This window comes from Streptomyces sp. Go-475, assembly GCF_003330845.1.
Lineage (GTDB): Bacteria > Actinomycetota > Actinomycetes > Streptomycetales > Streptomycetaceae > Streptomyces.
In genome coordinates, this window is the sequence record NZ_CP026121.1 from 2,089,665 (window position 1) to 2,106,725 (window position 17,061).

A 17,061-nucleotide genomic window follows, 5' to 3' on the forward strand; every position below is an offset into this window, starting at 1 on the left:
GGGCGCCCTCGGTGTCGTACAGCGATGTGTCAGGTCTTCTTCGCCGACCCTGCCTCGTCCTTGGCCGTGCTCTTGGCGTCGCCGTCCTCGCTCTCGCTGTCGGCGTCGCCGCCGGACGTGTCGTCGGCCGCGTCGCCGGAGGCCCCCGGCTCCACCACTTCCTCCCGGCCGGGCCGCTTCTTCGACGACAGCACCAGGTACGTGACGGCGAGCAGGAAGACCAGGATCGCGGTCCAGACGTTCAGCCGGACGCCCAGGATGTGGTGGGCGTCGTCGACCCGCATGTACTCGATCCACGCCCGGCCGGTGCAGTACGCGGCGACGTACAGCGCGAACGCCCGGCCGTGTCCGAGGCGGAAGCGGCGGTCGGCCCAGATGACCAGGAACGCGACGCCGACGCACCACAGCGACTCGTACAGGAACGTCGGGTGGTACGTGCCCGGCACGCGGCCGTCCGCGGAGGAGGTGATCTCCAGCGCCCACGGCAGGTCGGTGGGCTTGCCGTACAGCTCCTGGTTGAACCAGTTGCCCCAGCGGCCGATGGCCTGCGCGAAGGCGATGCCCGGCGCGACGGCGTCGGCGTAGGCGGGCATCGGGATGCCCCGGCGGCGGCAGCCGATCCAGGCACCCAGCGCGCCGAGCGCGATCGCGCCCCAGATGCCGAGGCCGCCCTCCCAGATCTTGAAGGCGTCCACCCAGTCACGGCCCTCGCTGAAGTACAGCTCGTAGTCCGTGATCACGTGGTAGAGGCGGCCGCCGACCAGGCCGAAGGGCACGGCCCAGACCGCGATGTCGGCCACCGTGCCGGCCCGCCCGCCCCGGGCGATCCAGCGCTTGTTGCCGAGCCAGACGGCAACGAAGACGCCGATGATGATGCAGAACGCGTAGCCGCGCAGCGGAATGGGGCCGAGGTACAGCACCCCGCGCGACGGGCTGGGAATGTAGGCAAGTTCCATGGCAAGGTCGACGCTACCGTGCCGAACCGGGCCCCGGGCAGGGGGCCCGGCTACGGCTCCATAACAGGGGCGTGAGAAAACGCCTTACGCCTTGTTCGCCTCCTGCACCATCTGCTTCAGCTTGGCCGGGGTCATCGTCCGGTCCTGGTAGATGTTCTTGCCGTCGAACAGGACGGTCGGCGTGCCCGAGAAGCCGCCCTTGTCGAAGGCCTGGTGGGACTTGGCGACCCAGGCGTTGTGCGTGCCGTCCTCGACACACCTGCGGAAGGCGGGGGTGTCCAGGCCGTCGACCTTGCCGGCCAGTTCGATCAGCTTGTCGGTGCTCGCGTAGGCGTCGTCGACCTCCGGCGGCTGGTTGTCGAAGAGCACGTCGTGGTACGCGGGGAACTTGCCGGCGTCCTGGGCGCAGGCCGCGGCGTTGGCCGCGTTGCGGGAGCCGCTGCCGCGCATGTTGCCGTCGATGAGGGTGACCAGGTGGTACTCGACCTTCAGCTGGCCGGCGTTGGTCAGCTCGTGGATCACCGGCCGGTACGCCGTCTCGAAGGACTTGCAGGCCGGGCAGCGGAAGTCCTCCCACACCGTGAGCGTGGACTTGGCGCTGTCCTTGCCGACCGGGATCGCGAGGCCGTCCTTGCCCTGGGCTCCCGAGGGGGCCACGACCGGGCCCGAGGCCTCGCCGCCGTCGTCCTTGCCGGCGTTGGCCGCGACGACGCCGATCACCGCCGCGAGTCCCAGGACGGCGACGACGGCGCCGCCGACGATCAGCGCGCGCCGGCGCTTCTCCGCGGACTTCTGCTTCTCGCGCTCGGCCGCCATCTTCTCCCGGGCGGTGCGCTTTCCCTCACGGTTCTTCTCGCTCACACCCCGGAAACGAACCGGGGAGGCGCACCGCGCCTCCCCGACCTCAGGTCCACCCGTACGAGGGACCTGTATGACTTCCGGCTTTCTTACGCCCGCCCGCGCACGCCCTTGGCGAGGTCGCCGGCGAGCGCGCGCACGGCCTCGACACCGGCCGCGTCGTCCGGGGCGTCCAGCATCGCCTTGACGAAGGCCGAGCCGACGATCACGCCGTCCGCGAAGCCGGCGACCTCGGCGGCCTGGGTGGCGTTGGAGACGCCGAGCCCGACGCAGACCGGCAGGTCGGTGCCGGTGGCCCGGGTGCGTTCCACCAGGTCCTGGGCCTGGGAGCTGACGGTGGCGCGGGTGCCGGTGACGCCCATGAGGGAGGCGGCGTAGACGAAGCCGCTGCCCGCCGCGGTGATCCGCGCGAGCCGCTCGTCCTTGCTGCTGGGGGCGACGACGAACACGGTCGCGAGACCGTGCTTCTCGGCGTGCTCCCGCCACAGCGCCGACTCCTGCACGGGCAGGTCGGGCAGGATGCAGCCCGCGCCGCCCGCCTCGGCCAGCTCGGCCGTGAACCGCTCGACGCCGTAGCGGTCGATGGGGTTCCAGTACGTCATGACGAGGATGGGCTTGCCGGTGGCGGCGTGGGTCTCGCGGACGGTGCGCATCACGTCGGCGATCTTCACGCCGCCGCGCAGGGCGATGTCGTCGGCGGTCTGGATGACGGGGCCGTCGAGGACCGGGTCGCTGTGCGGCAGGCCCACCTCGACGACGTCGGCGCCGCCGTCGATGACCGCCTTGATCGCCTCGATGCCGCCGTCGACGGTCGGGAACCCGGCCGGCAGGTAGGCGATGAGGGCGGAGCGCCCTTCGGACTTGGCCGCGGCGAGGGTGTCGCTCAACAGCTGCAGGTTGCCGCTCACTTGGCGTCCCCCTCGATCTCGGCGGTGTCGGTGTCCGCGTCGGCGGCGACCTCGGCGTCGGTGTCGTACAGGCCGAAGTAGCGGGCGGCGGTGTCCATGTCCTTGTCGCCACGGCCGGACAGGTTGACCACGATCAGCCCGTCCTTGCCCAGCTCCTTGCCGACCTCAAGGGCGCCTGCCAGGGCGTGGGCGCTCTCGATGGCCGGGATGATGCCCTCGGTGCGGGACAGCAGGCGCAGGGCCTGCATGGCCGCGTCGTCGGTGACCGCGCGGTACTCGCCGCGGCCGGAGTCCTTCAGGTAGGAGTGCTCCGGGCCGATGCCCGGGTAGTCCAGACCGGCCGAGATCGAGTAGGGCTCGGTGATCTGGCCCTCGTCGTCCTGGAGGACGTAGGAGCGCGAGCCGTGCAGGATGCCCGGCTCGCCGGCGGTCAGGGTCGCCGCGTGCTCGCCGGTGTCGACGCCGTGGCCGGCCGGCTCGCAGCCGATGAGGCGGACGGACTCGTCCGGGATGAAGGCGTGGAAGAGGCCGATGGCGTTGGAGCCGCCGCCGACACAGGCGATCGCGGCGTCGGGGAGGCGGCCGGCCCGCTCCAGGAGCTGGCGGCGGGCTTCGACGCCGATGACCCGGTGGAAGTCGCGGACCATGGCCGGGAAGGGGTGGGGTCCGGCGACGGTGCCGAAGAGGTAGTGCGTGTGGTCGACGTTGGCGACCCAGTCGCGGAACGCCTCGTTGATGGCGTCCTTCAGCGTGCGGCTGCCGGACTTCACGGCGATGACCTCGGCGCCGAGCATGCGCATGCGGGCCACGTTGAGGGCCTGGCGCTGGGTGTCGATCTCGCCCATGTAGATCGTGCAGTCGAGGCCGAAGAGGGCGCAGGCCGTGGCCGTGGCCACGCCGTGCTGGCCGGCGCCGGTCTCGGCGATGACCCGGGTCTTGCCCATGCGCTTGGTGAGCAGCGCCTGGCCGAGGACGTTGTTGATCTTGTGGGAGCCGGTGTGGTTGAGGTCTTCCCGCTTCAGGAAGACGCGGGCGCCGCCGGCGTGCTCGGCGAACCGGGGCACCTCGGTGAGCGCCGAGGGGCGGCCGGTGTAGTTGACCAGGAGGTCGTCGAGTTCCGTGGCGAACTCGGGGTCGTGCTTGGCCTTGTCGTACTCGACGGCCACCTCGTCGACGGCGGCGACGAGGGCCTCGGGGATGAACTTGCCGCCGAAGGCCCCGAAGTAGCCTTCGGGGTTGGGGGTTCGACCCTCGGGGTCGGGGATGAAGAACTGGCTGGGCATGCGTGTACCTCACGGTGAGTGTGTGTGGAATGCACTAGTCGCCGTGGGGGGCAGGGTTTGCTGTCGACCGCGGGCCGTATGTGGCTGGTCGCGCCCGCGCGGCGGTAGCCGCACATTGAACAGAGCCCCGCGCCCCTAAAAGCCCTGCCATCGCATGCCGTTCACCTGGCCCGGCTCGTCACCGATGACGTAGCGGACGCGGCGGCCGTGGACGCGGCGCGCGGGCGCACGGCAGCCGCGGGGGCGGCAGCCGCGCGCGAGGCGGGCGTACCGGTCCACGGTCGTCATGGTGAGAGTCATCGGGGCAAGCCTAGCGGGTGATCAGCTCCGGCCGTGCCGGAGTGCGGGGTGCTCGCCCGCCGCCACCAGGTCCGAGACCGCCGTCTTGGGGTCCTTGCCGGTGACGAGGGACTCGCCCACCAGGACCGCGTCGGCGCCGGCGTTGGCGTAGGCGATGAGGTCGTGCGGGCCGCGGACGCCGGACTCGGCGACCTTGATGATGTGGGCGGGGATCTCCGGCGCCACCCGCTCGAAGGTGCCGCGGTCGACCTCGAGGGTCTTGAGGTTGCGCGCGTTGACGCCGATCACGCGGGCCCCGGCGTCGACCGCGCGCTCGACCTCGTCCTCGTCGTGGACCTCGACGAGCGGCGTGAGCCCGATGGACTCGGCGCGCTCGATGAGGGACTCCAGGGCGGGCTGGTCGAGGGCGGCGACGATCAGCAGGACGACGTCGGCGCCGTAGGCGCGGGCCTCCCACAGCTGGTACGACGTGACGATGAAGTCCTTGCGCAGGACCGGGATGTCCACGCGGGCGCGGACCGCCTCCAGGTCGGCGAGCGAGCCGCCGAAACGGCGCTGTTCGGTGAGGACGGAGATGACGGCAGCGCCGCCCGCCTCGTAGTCCGCGGCGAGCCCGGCCGGGTCGGCGATCGCGGCCAGCGCGCCCTTGGACGGGCTGGAGCGCTTGACCTCGCAGATGACCTTGACGCCGTCGCCGCGCAGGGCGGCCGCGCCGTCCTTGGCCGCGGGAGCCTTCGCCGCGCGCTCCTTGAGCTCGTCGAGGCTGACGCGCGCCTGCCGCTCCGCGAGGTCGGCACGGACTCCGTCGATGATCTCGTCGAGCACACTCACGCGAGCGGCCCCCTTCCAGACTCTTGACAGTTCCAGCGACCGATCGGCAAACCGATGGTCACTGCGATGGTATCCGCAGCGGGGCGAAGGCTTCGCATCCGGTTGACGCCGGTCCCAGTACCTGGACATCCGCCAGTTGATCAAGGGTGGAGCCAGCCACCGAAGGGCAGGTTCCGGACAACCGTGAAGACCAGCAGCAACGCGCCGAAGCTCCACACCAGCCCCGGGCGGGGGTCGATCCGCAGCGGGCGCCCGCGTACCGCGTGGACCACCCATACGGTCCACAGCGCGAAGAAGGCCAGATAGCCGAGGACGGCGAGCGCGTTGGCGTGCAGGGCCGCGGTGAGGTCGCCGTGGACGAAGGCGTGGGCGCTGCGCAGTCCGCCGCAGCCGGGGCAGTACAGGCCGGTGTAGTGCAGCAGCGGGCAGACGGGGTAGTGGCCGGGCTCGTTGGGGTCCACCGCGCCCACGTAGGCGAAGGCGGCGGCGACGGCCGCGAGGGTCCCGGCGGGGGCGGCCAGGCGGCCCGGGAGGCTGTGCGTCGCTCTGCGGCTGTCGGCGTTCACGCCAGGCATTGTGCCCCGCACACGCCTGAGGGGCGGTCCCGGCACCCGAATGCCGGCCGCCCCTCGGCGACAACCCGGTGTTCCGCCGGGATCAGCCCTGGGCGCGGGCCGGCTCGCGGTCGCCCGTCATCTTGTGCGGCGCGTGCAGTTCCTTGGGCTGGCCCAGGCCCATCATCCGCATGATGCCGCCGACGACACCGCCGAGCAGCACGACGACCATGCCCGCCCAGAAGCCCACCGGCTGGTCCATCACCATGAAGGCGCCCGCGACGCAGAAACCGATGAAGGCGATGATGACACCGGTCCAGGCGGCCGGGGTGTGACCGTGGCTGCTGCCCGCCATTGCTTGCTCCTCGTTGCTGTGTGCGTGTCTGAGCAGGACGCTCGTGCCCATTGTCCCGCACGCGCGCGGGGCCGGTGAGCGGGGGTGCTCCTGGGATGCTCCCCGCTGCTCCGTGTGGCTCAGGCCCCGGTCGGGTCCTCGCCCCGGTCGAGTGCCTTCCACAGGTCCTCGGGCCGGTCGGGGTCGACGGCGGGGGCCTTGCGGCGCGGCTGGGGCGCGCCGCCGCGCTCGTAGCGGCCGGACATCGCGGGCCACAGCCGGCCGTAGCGCAGGGCGAGCAGCCCGGCCAGCAGGATCAGGACGCCGCCGGCGGCCGCGACGTACGGCCAGGCGGTGTGGCTGAGGGCGGCCACGGAGGCGGAGGTGTCGCCGGAGGCCTGGGCGGCCTTCTCGTCGAGCGCGGAGCTGTCGGAGGCGCCGAGCAGGGCGGCGGCGACGGTGCCCGCGCCGGAGAGCGCCAGCAGCACGGCCACCACGACCCGGCCCGCCCGGCGGACGGCGAAGACGGCGACGAGCGCGGCGAGGCCCACTATGGCGAGCGCCGCGGGGACGCCCGTGACGTCGCTGCCGCTGGCGGTCAGCGGGAAGGCGCCGCCGGCCACCGTCGCGGTGCCCTCCGACCACTGCTGCCGGGTGGCGAGGAGCGCCACGGCCGCGCCGAGCGCGCCGCACAGCAGCGCGACGGCGAGGCTCAGGCGGCCGGCCCGGGCGGATCCGGCGGCTTGGGAACGGGGGTGAGGTACAGCAGTCACGTACCCCACTATCGCCTGAACCCCGGGCGAACCGTCACCCGGGGGGCGTCTCAGGCCTTTCCCAGCCGGTTCGCCGTGTGCACGGCCCGCAGGACGGCGGCCGCCTTGTTGCGGCACTCCGTGTCCTCGGAGACCGGGTCGGAGTCGGCGACGATGCCCGCTCCGGCCTGCACGTAGGCGGTGCCGTCGCGCAGCAGGGCGGTGCGGATGGCGATGGCCGTGTCGGAGTCGCCGGCGAAGTCGAGGTAGCCGACGCAGCCGCCGTACAGGCCGCGCCGGGACGGCTCCAGCTCGTCGATGATCTGCATGGCGCGGGGCTTGGGGGCGCCGGAGAGGGTGCCGGCCGGGAAGCAGGCGGTGAGGACGTCGAAGGCCGTGCGCCCGGCGGCCACGCGGCCGGTCACCGTGGAGACGATGTGCATCACGTGCGAGTACCGCTCGACGGACATGAAGTCGACGACCTCGACGGAGCCCGGCTCGCAGACCCGCCCCAGGTCGTTGCGCCCCAGGTCGACGAGCATGAGGTGCTCGGCGCGCTCCTTGGGGTCGGCGAGCAGCTCGTCGGCGAGGGCCTGGTCCTCCTGCGGGGTGGCGCCGCGCCAGCGCGTGCCGGCGATGGGGTGGACCATGGCCCGGCCGTCCTCGACCTTGACCAGGGCCTCCGGGGAGGAGCCGACGACGTCGAAGCCGTCGAAGCGGAACAGGTACATGTACGGCGAGGGGTTCGTGGCCCGCAGGACCCGGTAGACGTCCAGCGCGCTCGCCGTGCACGGCGTCTCGAAGCGCTGGGAGGGGACCACCTGGAAGGCCTCGCCGGCCCGGATGCGCTCCTTGATGTCCTCGACGGCCTCCTGGAAGTCGGGGCCGCCCCACAGCGCGGTGTACTCGGGCAGCTCGGAGGGCGGGAGGACGGCCGGGGGCTGGGCGACCGGGCGGGAGAGGTCGGCCTCCATGGCGTCGAGCCGGGCGACGGCGTCGGCGTGGGCCTCGTCGACGCCGGTCTCCAGGTCGTTGTGGTTGATCGCGTTGGCGATCAGCAGGACGGAGCCCTCCCAGTGGTCCATGACGGCCAGGTCGCTGGTGAGGAGCATGGTCAGCTCGGGCAGCTTCAGGTCGTCGCGCTCGCCGGGGCCGATCTTCTCCAGGCGGCGGACGATGTCGTAGCCGAGGTAGCCGACCATGCCGCCGGTGAAGGGCGGCATGCCCTCCTGGTGGGGGGTGTGCAGCGCCTCGATGGTGGCGCGCAGGGCGGCGAGGGGGTCGCCGTCGGTGGGGACGCCGACGGGCGGGGCGCCGAGCCAGTGCGCCTGCCCGTCGCGCTCGGTGAGCGTCGCGGCGCTGCGGACTCCCACGAACGAGTAGCGGGACCACGAGCGGCCGTTCTCCGCTGACTCCAGCAGGAAGGTGCCGGGGCGCTCGGCGGCGAGCTTGCGGTAGAGCGCCACCGGCGTGTCGCCGTCGGCGAGGAGCTTGCGGGTGACCGGGATGACCCGCCGGTCGGTGGCGAGCTTGCGGAACGTCTCGAGGTCCATGGCGGCTGACCTTACTGATCCGGGGCGGAGACGTCGGAGCCGCCGTCGTCCTTGACGAGGACGTCCTCGTCGAAGCAGGTGCGGGCGCCGGTGTGGCAGGCGGCGCCGACCTGGTCGACCTTCACCAGGACGGTGTCGGCGTCGCAGTCGAGGGCGACGGACTTCACCCACTGGACGTGGCCGGAGGTGTCGCCCTTGACCCAGTACTCCCGGCGGCTGCGCGACCAGTACGTGCACCGGCCGGTGGTCAGGGTGCGGTGCAGGGCCTCGTCGTCCATCCAGCCGAGCATGAGCACCTCTCCGGTGTCGTACTGCTGGGCGATGGCGGGCAGGAGGCCGTCGGCGCCGCGCTTGAGGCGGGCGGCGATCTCCGGGTCGAGACGGCTGGGCCGGGGGGACGAGCTGGTCATGCCGACCATTGTGCCGCGCGCCACTGACAGCGCAGGTGCCGTGTCCACTGGGCGGACCGGCCCGGACCGGGAACGGCAGGTCCGCTGGGCGGAGTCGGGGGCCGGTCGTAGGCTGGCTCCATGTCGACCCATGCCAAGCGTGAACGACTTCTCCTCGCCGACCTGTTGGAGACCGCGGGCCCGGACGCGCCCACCCTGTGCGAGGGCTGGACGACCCGGGACCTCGCCGCGCACGTGGTGGTGCGCGAGCGCCGCCCGGACGCCGCCGGCGGAATACTGATCAAGCAGCTCGCGCCGCGCCTGGACCGGGTGATGGCGGAGTACACGGACAAGCCGTACGAGGAGCTGATCCAGCTGATCCGTACGGGCCCGCCGCGTTTCTCCCCCTTCTCGCTCAAGCCGGTCGACGAGATGTCGAACATCATCGAGTTCTACGTCCACACGGAGGACGTCCGGCGCGCCCAGCCCGACTGGTCCCCGCGCGAGCTCGACCCGGTCTTCCAGGACGCGCTGTGGTCCCGGCTGGAGAAGACCGCCCGCCTGATGGGCCGCGGCGTGCCGACGGGCCTGGTGCTGCGCCGCCCGGACGGCCAGACGGCGGTCGCCCAGCGCGGCACCCCGGTGGTCACGGTCACCGGCGAGCCGTCGGAGCTGGTCCTGTTCTCCTACGGCCGCCAGAGCGCCGCCAAGGTGGACCTGGACGGCGACGAGAACGCGATCGCGAAGCTGCACGAGACGAAGCAGCTCGGGATCTGAGCACGACGTGCGGCAGCCCCGGCCGCGGGTGCGACCGGGGCTGCCGGCGGGGGCGTCACCGCACCGGGTGACCGGCCTCCCGCAGGGTCTCCTTCACCTGGCCGATGCGCAGGTCCCCGAAGTGGAACACCGACGCGGCCAGCACCGCGTCCGCGCCCGCCTCGATGGCCGGGGGGAAGTCCGCCAGCCTGCCCGCGCCGCCCGAGGCGATGACCGGGACGGTGACGTGCTTGCGTACGGCCCGGATCATCTCCAGGTCGTAGCCGTCCTTGGTGCCGTCGGCGTCCATCGAGTTGAGCAGGATCTCGCCGGCGCCCAGCTCGGCCGCCCGGTGCGCCCACTCGACGGCGTCGATGCCGGTGCCGCGGCGGCCGCCGTGGGTGGTCACCTCGAAGGAGCCCGACTCGGTGCGGCGGGCGTCGACCGAGAGGACCAGGACCTGGCGGCCGAAGCGCTCGGCGATCTCGCGGATCAGGTCGGGGCGGGCGATGGCGGCGGTGTTGACGCCGACCTTGTCCGCGCCCGCCCGCAGCAGCTTGTCGACGTCCTCGGCGGTGCGGACACCGCCGCCGACGGTGAGCGGGATGAACACCTGCTCGGCCGTGCGGCGCACCACGTCGTAGGTCGTCTCGCGGTTGCCCGACGAGGCGGTGATGTCCAGGAACGTCAGCTCGTCGGCGCCCTCGGTGTCGTACACCTTGGCCATCTCGACGGGGTCGCCCGCGTCGCGCAGGTTCTGGAAGTTGACGCCCTTGACGACCCGGCCGTTGTCCACGTCCAGGCAGGGGATGACTCGGACCGCCAGGGTCATGAATCCACCGTTCCTCTGAATGCCTCTAGTTCCACCGACACCAGGACGCGCGGGTCGACGAAGCCGTCCACCACGAGGAAGGACGCGACCGGGCGCACCGAGTCGAACAGCTCCTTGTGGGCCCGGCCCACCTCGTCGAGGTCGCGCGTGTGTGCCAGATACATTCGCGTCCGGACCACGGACCCGATACCGAGCCCGAACTCGCCGATCGCTTCGAGGGCACTGGTGAAGGCCGCCTTGGCCTGCTCGTACGGGTCGCCCTCCCCGTACAGCACATCCCCCTTGAAGGGGGTCGTGCCCGCCACCAGCACCCGATCGCCCGCCGCCACGGCGCGTGCGAAACCGAAACTCTCTTCCCAGGGACTTCCGCTCTGCACGCGCCGTACGGCTTCCGACGTCATGACGACACAGCCTCCAAGGCCTCTTCCAGGGTGAACGCCTTCGCGTACAGCGCCTTCCCTACGATCGCGCCCTCGACACCGAGCGGGACGAGCGCGGCGATCGCCCGGAGGTCGTCGAGCGACGAGACACCGCCGGAGGCCACCACCGGGCGGTCCGTCGCCGCGCAGACGTTCTTCAGCAGCTCCAGGTTGGGGCCCTGGAGCGTGCCGTCCTTGGCGATGTCGGTGACGACGTAGCGGGCGCAGCCCTCCTTGTCGAGGCGCTCCAGCGTCTCGTAGAGGTCGCCGCCGTCGCGGGTCCAGCCGCGGCCGCGCAGGGTGGTGCCCCGGACGTCCAGGCCGACGGCGATCTTGTCGCCGTGCTCGGCGATGACCTTGGCGACCCACTCGGGGGTCTCCAGGGCGGCCGTGCCCAGGTTCACGCGGGTGCAGCCGGTGGCGAGGGCGGCGGCGAGGGTGTCGTCGTCGCGGATGCCGCCGGACAGCTCGACCTTGATGTCCATCGCCTTCGCGACCTCGGCGATCAGCTCGCGGTTGTTCCCGGTGCCGAAGGCGGCGTCCAGGTCGACGAGGTGCAGCCATTCGGCGCCGGAACGCTGCCAGGCGAGGGCGGCCTCCAGCGGGGAGCCGTAGGAGGTCTCGGTGCCGGACTCGCCGTGGACCAGGCGGACGGCCTGGCCGTCGCGGACGTCGACGGCGGGGAGGAGTTCGAGCTTGCTCACAGGGTTCCGATCCAGTTGGTGAGGAGCTGGGCTCCGGCGTCGCCGGACTTCTCGGGGTGGAACTGGGTGGCCCACAGGGCGCCGTTCTCGACGGCCGCGACGAACGGCTTGCCGTGCGTGGACCAGGTGACCTTGGGGGCCTCGAAGGCCGGGTTGTGCGTTTCCAGCGACCAGTCGTGGACCGCGTAGGAGTGCACGAAGTAGAAGCGGGCGTCGGCGTCCAGGCCGGCGAAGAGCCGCGAGCCGGGCGCCGCCTCCACGGTGTTCCAGCCCATGTGGGGCACGATCTCGGCCTGGAGCGGCTCGACGGAGCCGGGCCACTCGTCGAGGCCCTCGCTCTCCACGCCGTGCTCGATGCCACGGGCGAAGAGGATCTGCATGCCGACGCAGATGCCCATGACCGGGCGGCCGCCGGAGAGCCGGCGGTCGACGATCCAGTCGCCGCGTGCCTCGCGCAGGCCCTTCATACAGGAGGCGAAGGCGCCGACGCCGGGCACGAGCAGGCCGTCGGCGTTCAGGGCCTTGTCGTAGTCACGGGTTATCTCGACGTCGGCTCCGGCGCGGGCGAGGGCGCGCTCGGCGGAGCGGACGTTGCCGAAGCCGTAGTCGAAGACGACGACCTTCTTGCGAGGGGCGCTCAATTCCACACCTCCAGCCTCACGATGCCGGCCAGCAGGCACATCGCGGCACCGATGGACAGCAGCACGATCAGGCCCTTGGGCATCTTCTGCTTGACGAAGGAGTAGATCCCGCCGACGAGGAACAGGCCGACGACGATCAGCAGGGTCGAGATGCCGTTCACAGGGCGCCCTTCGTGGAGGGGAGGATGCCGGCCGCGCGCGGGTCGCGCTCGGAGGCGTACCGCAGGGCCCGGGCCAGCGCCTTGAACTGGCACTCCACGATGTGGTGCGCGTTGCGCCCGTAGGGCACGTGCACGTGCAGCGCGATCTGCGCCTGGGCCACGAAGGACTCCAGGATGTGCCGGGTCATGGTGGTGTCGTACTCGCCGATCATCGGCGCCATCTTCTCGGGCTCGGTGTGCACGAGGTAGGGGCGGCCGGACAGGTCGACGGTGACCTGGGCGAGGGACTCGTCCAGCGGGACCGTGCAGTTGCCGAAGCGGTAGATGCCGACCTTGTCGCCGAGGGCCTGCTTGAAGGCGGCGCCCAGCGCGAGGGCGGTGTCCTCGATCGTGTGGTGCGAGTCGATGTGCAGGTCGCCCTCGGTCTTCACGGTCAGGTCGAACAGACCGTGGCGGCCGAGCTGGTCGAGCATGTGGTCGTAGAAGCCGACGCCGGTGGAGATCTCCGTCTTGCCCGTGCCGTCGAGGTCTATCTCGACGAGGACCGAGGTCTCCTTGGTCGTCCGCTCCACGCGTCCGGTGCGGCTCATGAACTCTGCTCCTTCTTCAGTGCACGGACCGCGTCGAGGAACGCGTCGTTCTCTTCGGGGGTTCCGGCCGACACGCGCAGCCACCCGGGGATGCCGTTGTCCCGGACCAGGACGCCCCGGTCGAGGATCTTCTGCCAGGCCGTGTGCGCGTCCTCGAACCTGCCGAACTGCACGAAGTTGGCGTCGGACTCGACGACCTCGTAGCCGGTCGCGCGCAGTTCGGTGACCAGGCGGTCCCGCTCGGCCTTGAGCTGCTCGACGTAGCCGAGCAGGGTGTCGGTGTGCTCCAGGGCGGCCAGGGCGGTCGCCTGGGTGACGGCCGACAGGTGGTAGGGCAGCCGGACCAGCTGGACGGCGTCCACGACGGCCGGGTGCGCGGCGAGGTAGCCGAGGCGCAGGCCCGCCGCGCCGAAGGCCTTCGACATCGTGCGGGAGATGACGAGGTTCGGTCGCCCGTCGAGCAGCGGCAGCAGCGAGTCGCCGTGGCTGAACTCGATGTACGCCTCGTCGACCACGACCATCGACGGCTTCGCCGCCTGCGCGGCCTCGTAGAGCGCGAGGACCGTCTCGGGCGGGACCGCGTTGCCGGTGGGGTTGTTGGGGGTGGTGATGAAGACGACGTCCGGTTGGTTCTCGGCGATGGCCGTCCGGGCCGCGGCGAGGTCGATCGTGAAGTCGTCGTTGCGGGGCCCGGAGATCCAGCCCGTGCCGGTGCCGCGCGCGATCAGGGCGTGCATCGAGTACGACGGCTCGAAGCCGATCGCGGTGCGGCCCGGCCCGCCGAAGGTCTGCAGCAGCTGCTGGATGACCTCGTTGGAGCCGTTCGCCGCCCAGACGTTGGCCGGGCCGACCGGGTACCCGGAGGTCTTCGTCAGGTACTCGGCGAGCCTGGTGCGCAGCTCGACGGCGTCCCGGTCCGGGTAGCGGTTGAGGTTCCGGGCCGCCTCACGGACCCGCTCGGCGATGCGCTCGACCAGCGGCTCGGGCAGCGGGTAGGGGTTCTCGTTGGTGTTCAGCCGTACGGGGACGTCCAGCTGGGGCGCGCCGTAGGGGGACTTGCCGCGCAGTTCGTCCCGCACGGGGAGATCGTCGATGTGTACGTCGCTCACTTGCCCTGCGGAACCTTCCAGTCGAACCGAGCCTTGATCGCCGCGCCGTGGGCCGGCAGGTCCTCCGCCTCGGCCAGCGTGACCACGTGGTGCGCGACCTCGGCCAGCGCGTCCTTCGTGTAGTCGACGATGTGGATGCCGCGCAGGAAGGACTGGACGGACAGGCCGGAGGAGTGGCAGGCGCAGCCGCCGGTGGGCAGGACGTGGTTGGACCCGGCCGCGTAGTCGCCGAGGGAGACCGGCGCCCAGGGGCCGATGAAGATCGCGCCGGCGTTCTTCACCCGGTCGGCCACGGCGGCGGCGTCGGCCGTCTGGATCTCCAGGTGCTCGGCGCCGTACGCGTCGACCACCCGCAGGCCCTCGTCGATGCCGTCGACCAGGACGATCGCGGACTGCTTGCCGGACAGGGCCGGGACGATGCGGTCGTCGACGTGCCGGGTGGCGGCGACCTGCGGCTCCAGTTCCCTCTCCACCGCGTCCGCGAGCGCCACGGAGTCGGTGACCAGGACGGCGGCGGCCAGCGGGTCGTGCTCGGCCTGGCTGATCAGGTCGGAGGCGACGTGCACCGGGTCGGCCGTGTCGTCGGCGAGGACCGCGATCTCGGTCGGGCCGGCCTCGGCGTCGATGCCGATCTTGCCGGTGAAGTAGCGCTTGGCGGCGGCGACCCAGATGTTGCCGGGGCCGGTGACCATGTTCGCGGGGGCGCAGGACTCGGTGCCGTGGGCGAACATCGCGACGGCCGTGGCGCCGCCGGCCGCGTACACCTCGTCGACGCCGAGCAGGGCGCAGGCGGCGAGGATCGTCGGGTGCGGCAGGCCGCCGAACTCGGCCTGGGCGGGCGAGGCGAGCGCGATGGACGCGACGCCGGCCTCCTGCGCGGGCACCACGTTCATGATCACGGACGACGGGTACACCGACCGGCCGCCGGGCGCGTACAGCCCGACCCGCTCGACCGGAACCCACTTCTCGGTCACGCTGCCGCCGGGCACGACCTGGGTGGTGTGCGGGGAGCGGCGCTGCTCGCGGTGGACGATCCGGGCGCGGCGGATGGACTCCTCCAGGGCCGCGCGCACGGCCGGGTCGAGCTCCTGGAGCGCGCGGGTGAGCGCGGCGGCCGGCACCCGCACCTGGTCCAGCCGGACCCCGTCGAACCGCTCGGCGTACTCGATCAGCGCCGCGTCGCCCCGATGATGCACGTCCTCGCAGATCGGGCGCACCTTCTCCAGGGCGGCCTGAACGTCGAACTCGGCTCGGGGCAGCAGGTCACGCAGGGCGGGGCCCTCGGGAAGGGCGTCGCCGCGCAGATCGATTCGGGCCAGGAAGGAATGTTGCAGCACGTGCTCAATTCTCTCAGACCCGGGTGAGGCGCCGTCCGCGCGTATCAATGGCTGATACAGCGCGTCGCGCGCGGCCGGAAGATCTCCTTCACTCCCTGCTTTCGACTCGTCACCCACCGGGCATGAACAATTGTACGAAGGAACCAACCGGCGAGTACCCGGGGAGGAAGGAAGAGCTGTGACCGAGGGGGCCGGCGTGCGCGCCGGAGAGCTGCCCGACGACCTGACCGCGGCCGAGGCCGGCATGTGGCAGGCGTTCCGCAACGGCACCGTGTATGACCTGAGCAGCGGCGACGCCCTGGTGGACGATCCGCACGGCGGTCACCCGTGGGGCGAGGAGCGGACCGTGCGGGCCCGGATCGTGTGCTGGCTGCTGCTCGACGGCCCGCCCGCCCTGGCCGGCCGGGTGTCCTCGCTGAAGCTGGCCGGTGTGCGGGTCAGCGGCTCGCTGGACCTCGCGGGCGGCCAGGTGGTGCCGTACGTCGAGCTGCGCCGGTGCCGGTTCGAGCAGGACGTGCTGCTGCCGGAGGCCCGCTTCACGACCGTACGGATGGTGGACTGCTCGGTGCCGCGGCTGGAGGCGGCCCGGGTGCACACCGAGGGCGATCTGCATCTGCCCCGCTGCCGCTTCCACCGCGGCATCCGGCTCACGGACGCGCAGATCGGCACGGACCTGATGCTCAACCAGGCGGTCGTGCACCGGGACCGCAGCGGCCGGTCGATCGCCGGGGACGGCATGACCGTGGGGCAGGACTTACAGGCGGAGCTGCTGGAGTCGCACGGCGAGCTGAGCCTGCGCGCCGCGACCATCGGCGTGTCGCTGAGCCTGCGCGGGGCGCGTCTGGTCAACCCGTACGAGCGACTGGCGCTGAACGCGCCGCAGCTGACCGTCGAGCGCAGCCTGTATCTGACCCCGGCGGGCGTCGGCGCCCAGGCGATGAGCGGGATGACCCCGGCGCGCGGGACGCGGATCCAGCGCTTCGAGTGCGAGGGCGGGATCCGGCTGGACGACGGGCGGTTCGGCGACGCCGTCGACTTCGAGCAGGCCCGGTTCACCCTCACGGACGACCAGGAGCTGTCGCTGCGCCGGGTGCAGACGCCGGAGCTGCGGTTCCTCGGGGAGCCTCCGGCGCGCGGGCGTGTGGTGCTGTCGGGCGCGAAGGTCATCAACCTGATGGACCGGGCGGACGCCTGGCCCGGCCCGGGGCGGCTGCACATGGGCGGTTTCGCGTACGAGAACCTGGTGCCGCGCGGGCCGTTCCCGCTCGCCGAGCGGCTGGACTGGGTGGCGGCGGCGACCGCCGAGTACAACCCGGAGCCGTACGAGCGGCTGGCGGCCGTGCTGCGGGCGGGCGGGGAGGACGAGGACGCCCGGTTGGTGCTGCTCGCCAAGCAGCGCCGGCACCGCGAGAGCCTGCCGCTCGCCGCCAAGCTGTGGGGCTACGCGCAGGACTGGACGGTCGCCTACGGGTACCGGCCGGGCCGGGCGGCGGTGTGGATGGCCGTGCTGTGGGCGGCGGGCTCGCTCGCCTTCGCGCAGGCCGGCCATCCACCGCTGAAGCGGGGCGAGCATCCGGAGTGGAATCCCACGCTGTTCACCCTCGATCTGCTGCTGCCGGTGATCGACCTGGGCCAGACGGGTTTCTGGCAGTTGCGCGGGGGCTGGCAGTGGCTGGCGACGGCGATGATCCTGCTGGGCTGGATCCTGGCGACCACGGTCGCGGCGGGGGCGACCCGGCTGTTGCGGCGCAACTAATGGTGCTGGTGTGACTGTAGTTGTTGAACTGTCACATC

The 17,061-nt window shown here is 72.0% G+C and carries 21 protein-coding genes; 2 read left to right on the forward strand and 19 right to left on the reverse strand.

Features of this window, described 5'->3' with window-relative positions; all coding sequences use genetic code 11:
* Positions 1-29: 29 nt before the first annotated feature.
* From lgt to hisI, 11 genes are all read right to left on the reverse strand, one after another.
* Complete coding sequence (gene lgt, locus C1703_RS09575; protein ID WP_114251503.1) at positions 30-956, reverse strand: prolipoprotein diacylglyceryl transferase; 927 nt, start codon at positions 954-956, stop codon at positions 30-32.
* Positions 957-1,040: 84 nt separating this feature from the next.
* Entirely contained in the window at positions 1,041-1,817 is a 777-nt protein-coding gene (locus C1703_RS09580) for a thioredoxin domain-containing protein (protein ID WP_114251504.1), read from the reverse strand.
* Between the two features lie 86 nt (positions 1,818-1,903).
* The gene (gene trpA, locus C1703_RS09585; RefSeq protein ID WP_114251505.1) at positions 1,904-2,722 is read right to left on the reverse strand and encodes a tryptophan synthase subunit alpha; all 819 of its coding nucleotides are present in this window, start codon (positions 2,720-2,722) and stop codon (positions 1,904-1,906) included.
* A complete protein-coding gene (gene trpB / locus C1703_RS09590) occupies positions 2,719-4,005 on the reverse strand; it encodes a tryptophan synthase subunit beta (protein WP_114251506.1) in 1,287 nt (428 codons plus the stop codon). The genes trpA and trpB overlap by 4 nt, the downstream gene beginning before the upstream one ends.
* A gap of 135 nt (positions 4,006-4,140) precedes the next feature.
* Complete coding sequence (locus tag C1703_RS09595) at positions 4,141-4,305, reverse strand: hypothetical protein (protein WP_020271442.1); 165 nt, start codon at positions 4,303-4,305, stop codon at positions 4,141-4,143.
* Between the two features lie 21 nt (positions 4,306-4,326).
* On the reverse strand, positions 4,327-5,136 hold the full coding sequence (trpC, locus tag C1703_RS09600; protein ID WP_114251507.1) for an indole-3-glycerol phosphate synthase TrpC: 810 nt from the start codon (positions 5,134-5,136) through the stop codon (positions 4,327-4,329).
* Positions 5,137-5,276: 140 nt separating this feature from the next.
* Positions 5,277-5,711, reverse strand: a complete 435-nt coding sequence (locus tag C1703_RS09605) for a DUF2752 domain-containing protein (RefSeq protein ID WP_114251508.1) — start codon at positions 5,709-5,711, stop codon at positions 5,277-5,279.
* Positions 5,712-5,793: 82 nt separating this feature from the next.
* Entirely contained in the window at positions 5,794-6,045 is a 252-nt protein-coding gene (locus tag C1703_RS09610) for an HGxxPAAW family protein (protein WP_114251509.1), read from the reverse strand.
* A 119-nt stretch (positions 6,046-6,164) separates the two neighbouring features.
* Positions 6,165-6,806, reverse strand: a complete 642-nt coding sequence (locus tag C1703_RS09615; RefSeq protein WP_114251510.1) for a TIGR02234 family membrane protein — start codon at positions 6,804-6,806, stop codon at positions 6,165-6,167.
* Positions 6,807-6,847: 41 nt separating this feature from the next.
* A complete protein-coding gene (locus C1703_RS09620) occupies positions 6,848-8,329 on the reverse strand; it encodes an anthranilate synthase component I (RefSeq protein WP_114251511.1) in 1,482 nt (493 codons plus the stop codon).
* Between the two features lie 11 nt (positions 8,330-8,340).
* Entirely contained in the window at positions 8,341-8,739 is a 399-nt protein-coding gene (gene hisI, locus C1703_RS09625; RefSeq protein ID WP_114257353.1) for a phosphoribosyl-AMP cyclohydrolase, read from the reverse strand.
* A 120-nt stretch (positions 8,740-8,859) separates the two neighbouring features.
* Between hisI and C1703_RS09630 the strand changes: the two genes are divergently transcribed.
* Positions 8,860-9,495 carry a TIGR03085 family metal-binding protein gene (locus tag C1703_RS09630; protein ID WP_114251512.1) on the forward strand — a complete coding sequence of 212 codons (636 nt, stop codon included), beginning with the start codon at positions 8,860-8,862 and terminating at the stop codon, positions 9,493-9,495.
* Between the two features lie 55 nt (positions 9,496-9,550).
* On the opposite strand, the gene hisF is transcribed toward C1703_RS09630, so the two are convergent.
* Genes hisF through hisD form a run of 8 tightly spaced genes read right to left on the reverse strand, consistent with a single transcriptional unit; the run spans position 9,551 to position 15,249 of the window.
* Positions 9,551-10,306: an imidazole glycerol phosphate synthase subunit HisF gene (gene hisF / locus C1703_RS09635; protein ID WP_114251513.1), complete on the reverse strand. Its 756-nt coding sequence runs from the start codon at positions 10,304-10,306 to the stop codon at positions 9,551-9,553.
* The gene (locus tag C1703_RS09640; RefSeq protein WP_114251514.1) at positions 10,303-10,707 is read right to left on the reverse strand and encodes a RidA family protein; all 405 of its coding nucleotides are present in this window, start codon (positions 10,705-10,707) and stop codon (positions 10,303-10,305) included. The genes hisF and C1703_RS09640 overlap by 4 nt, the downstream gene beginning before the upstream one ends.
* Positions 10,704-11,429, reverse strand: coding sequence for a bifunctional 1-(5-phosphoribosyl)-5-((5-phosphoribosylamino)methylideneamino)imidazole-4-carboxamide isomerase/phosphoribosylanthranilate isomerase PriA (priA, locus tag C1703_RS09645; protein ID WP_114251515.1), 726 nt, complete (start codon positions 11,427-11,429; stop codon positions 10,704-10,706). The genes C1703_RS09640 and priA overlap by 4 nt, the downstream gene beginning before the upstream one ends.
* Positions 11,426-12,076 carry an imidazole glycerol phosphate synthase subunit HisH gene (gene hisH / locus C1703_RS09650; RefSeq protein WP_114251516.1) on the reverse strand — a complete coding sequence of 217 codons (651 nt, stop codon included), beginning with the start codon at positions 12,074-12,076 and terminating at the stop codon, positions 11,426-11,428. Before hisH ends, priA begins: the two co-directional genes overlap by 4 nt.
* Positions 12,067-12,231: a hypothetical protein gene (locus C1703_RS39230; protein ID WP_198678126.1), complete on the reverse strand. Its 165-nt coding sequence runs from the start codon at positions 12,229-12,231 to the stop codon at positions 12,067-12,069. The genes hisH and C1703_RS39230 overlap by 10 nt, the downstream gene beginning before the upstream one ends.
* On the reverse strand, positions 12,228-12,821 hold the full coding sequence (hisB, locus tag C1703_RS09655) for an imidazoleglycerol-phosphate dehydratase HisB (protein ID WP_003989586.1): 594 nt from the start codon (positions 12,819-12,821) through the stop codon (positions 12,228-12,230). Before hisB ends, C1703_RS39230 begins: the two co-directional genes overlap by 4 nt.
* Positions 12,818-13,930: a histidinol-phosphate transaminase gene (locus C1703_RS09660; protein WP_114251517.1), complete on the reverse strand. Its 1,113-nt coding sequence runs from the start codon at positions 13,928-13,930 to the stop codon at positions 12,818-12,820. Before C1703_RS09660 ends, hisB begins: the two co-directional genes overlap by 4 nt.
* Positions 13,927-15,249 carry a histidinol dehydrogenase gene (gene hisD / locus C1703_RS09665; RefSeq protein ID WP_114257354.1) on the reverse strand — a complete coding sequence of 441 codons (1,323 nt, stop codon included), beginning with the start codon at positions 15,247-15,249 and terminating at the stop codon, positions 13,927-13,929. Before hisD ends, C1703_RS09660 begins: the two co-directional genes overlap by 4 nt.
* A 196-nt stretch (positions 15,250-15,445) precedes the next feature.
* Between hisD and C1703_RS09670 the strand changes: the two genes are divergently transcribed.
* Positions 15,446-17,023 carry an oxidoreductase gene (locus C1703_RS09670; RefSeq protein ID WP_114251518.1) on the forward strand — a complete coding sequence of 526 codons (1,578 nt, stop codon included), beginning with the start codon at positions 15,446-15,448 and terminating at the stop codon, positions 17,021-17,023.
* Positions 17,024-17,061 lie beyond the last annotated feature (38 nt).

Excerpts from the sequence above, each read along its gene's own strand:
- hisF (WP_114251513.1), bottom strand. The coding sequence starts at position 10,306 with ATGACCCTGGCGGTCCGAGTCATCCCCTGCCTGGACGTGGACAACGGC.
- C1703_RS09605 (WP_114251508.1), bottom strand. The coding sequence starts at position 5,711 with ATGCCTGGCGTGAACGCCGACAGCCGCAGAGCGACGCACAGCCTCCCG.
- hisI (WP_114257353.1), bottom strand. The coding sequence starts at position 8,739 with ATGACCAGCTCGTCCCCCCGGCCCAGCCGTCTCGACCCGGAGATCGCC.
- C1703_RS09640 (WP_114251514.1), bottom strand. The coding sequence starts at position 10,707 with ATGACGTCGGAAGCCGTACGGCGCGTGCAGAGCGGAAGTCCCTGGGAA.
- C1703_RS09620 (WP_114251511.1), bottom strand. The coding sequence starts at position 8,329 with ATGGACCTCGAGACGTTCCGCAAGCTCGCCACCGACCGGCGGGTCATC.
- trpB (WP_114251506.1), bottom strand. The coding sequence starts at position 4,005 with ATGCCCAGCCAGTTCTTCATCCCCGACCCCGAGGGTCGAACCCCCAAC.
- lgt (WP_114251503.1), bottom strand. The coding sequence starts at position 956 with ATGGAACTTGCCTACATTCCCAGCCCGTCGCGCGGGGTGCTGTACCTC.
- C1703_RS09630 (WP_114251512.1), top strand. The coding sequence starts at position 8,860 with ATGTCGACCCATGCCAAGCGTGAACGACTTCTCCTCGCCGACCTGTTG.
- C1703_RS09610 (WP_114251509.1), bottom strand. The coding sequence starts at position 6,045 with ATGGCGGGCAGCAGCCACGGTCACACCCCGGCCGCCTGGACCGGTGTC.
- C1703_RS09595 (WP_020271442.1), bottom strand. The coding sequence starts at position 4,305 with ATGACTCTCACCATGACGACCGTGGACCGGTACGCCCGCCTCGCGCGC.
- hisB (WP_003989586.1), bottom strand. The coding sequence starts at position 12,821 with ATGAGCCGCACCGGACGCGTGGAGCGGACGACCAAGGAGACCTCGGTC.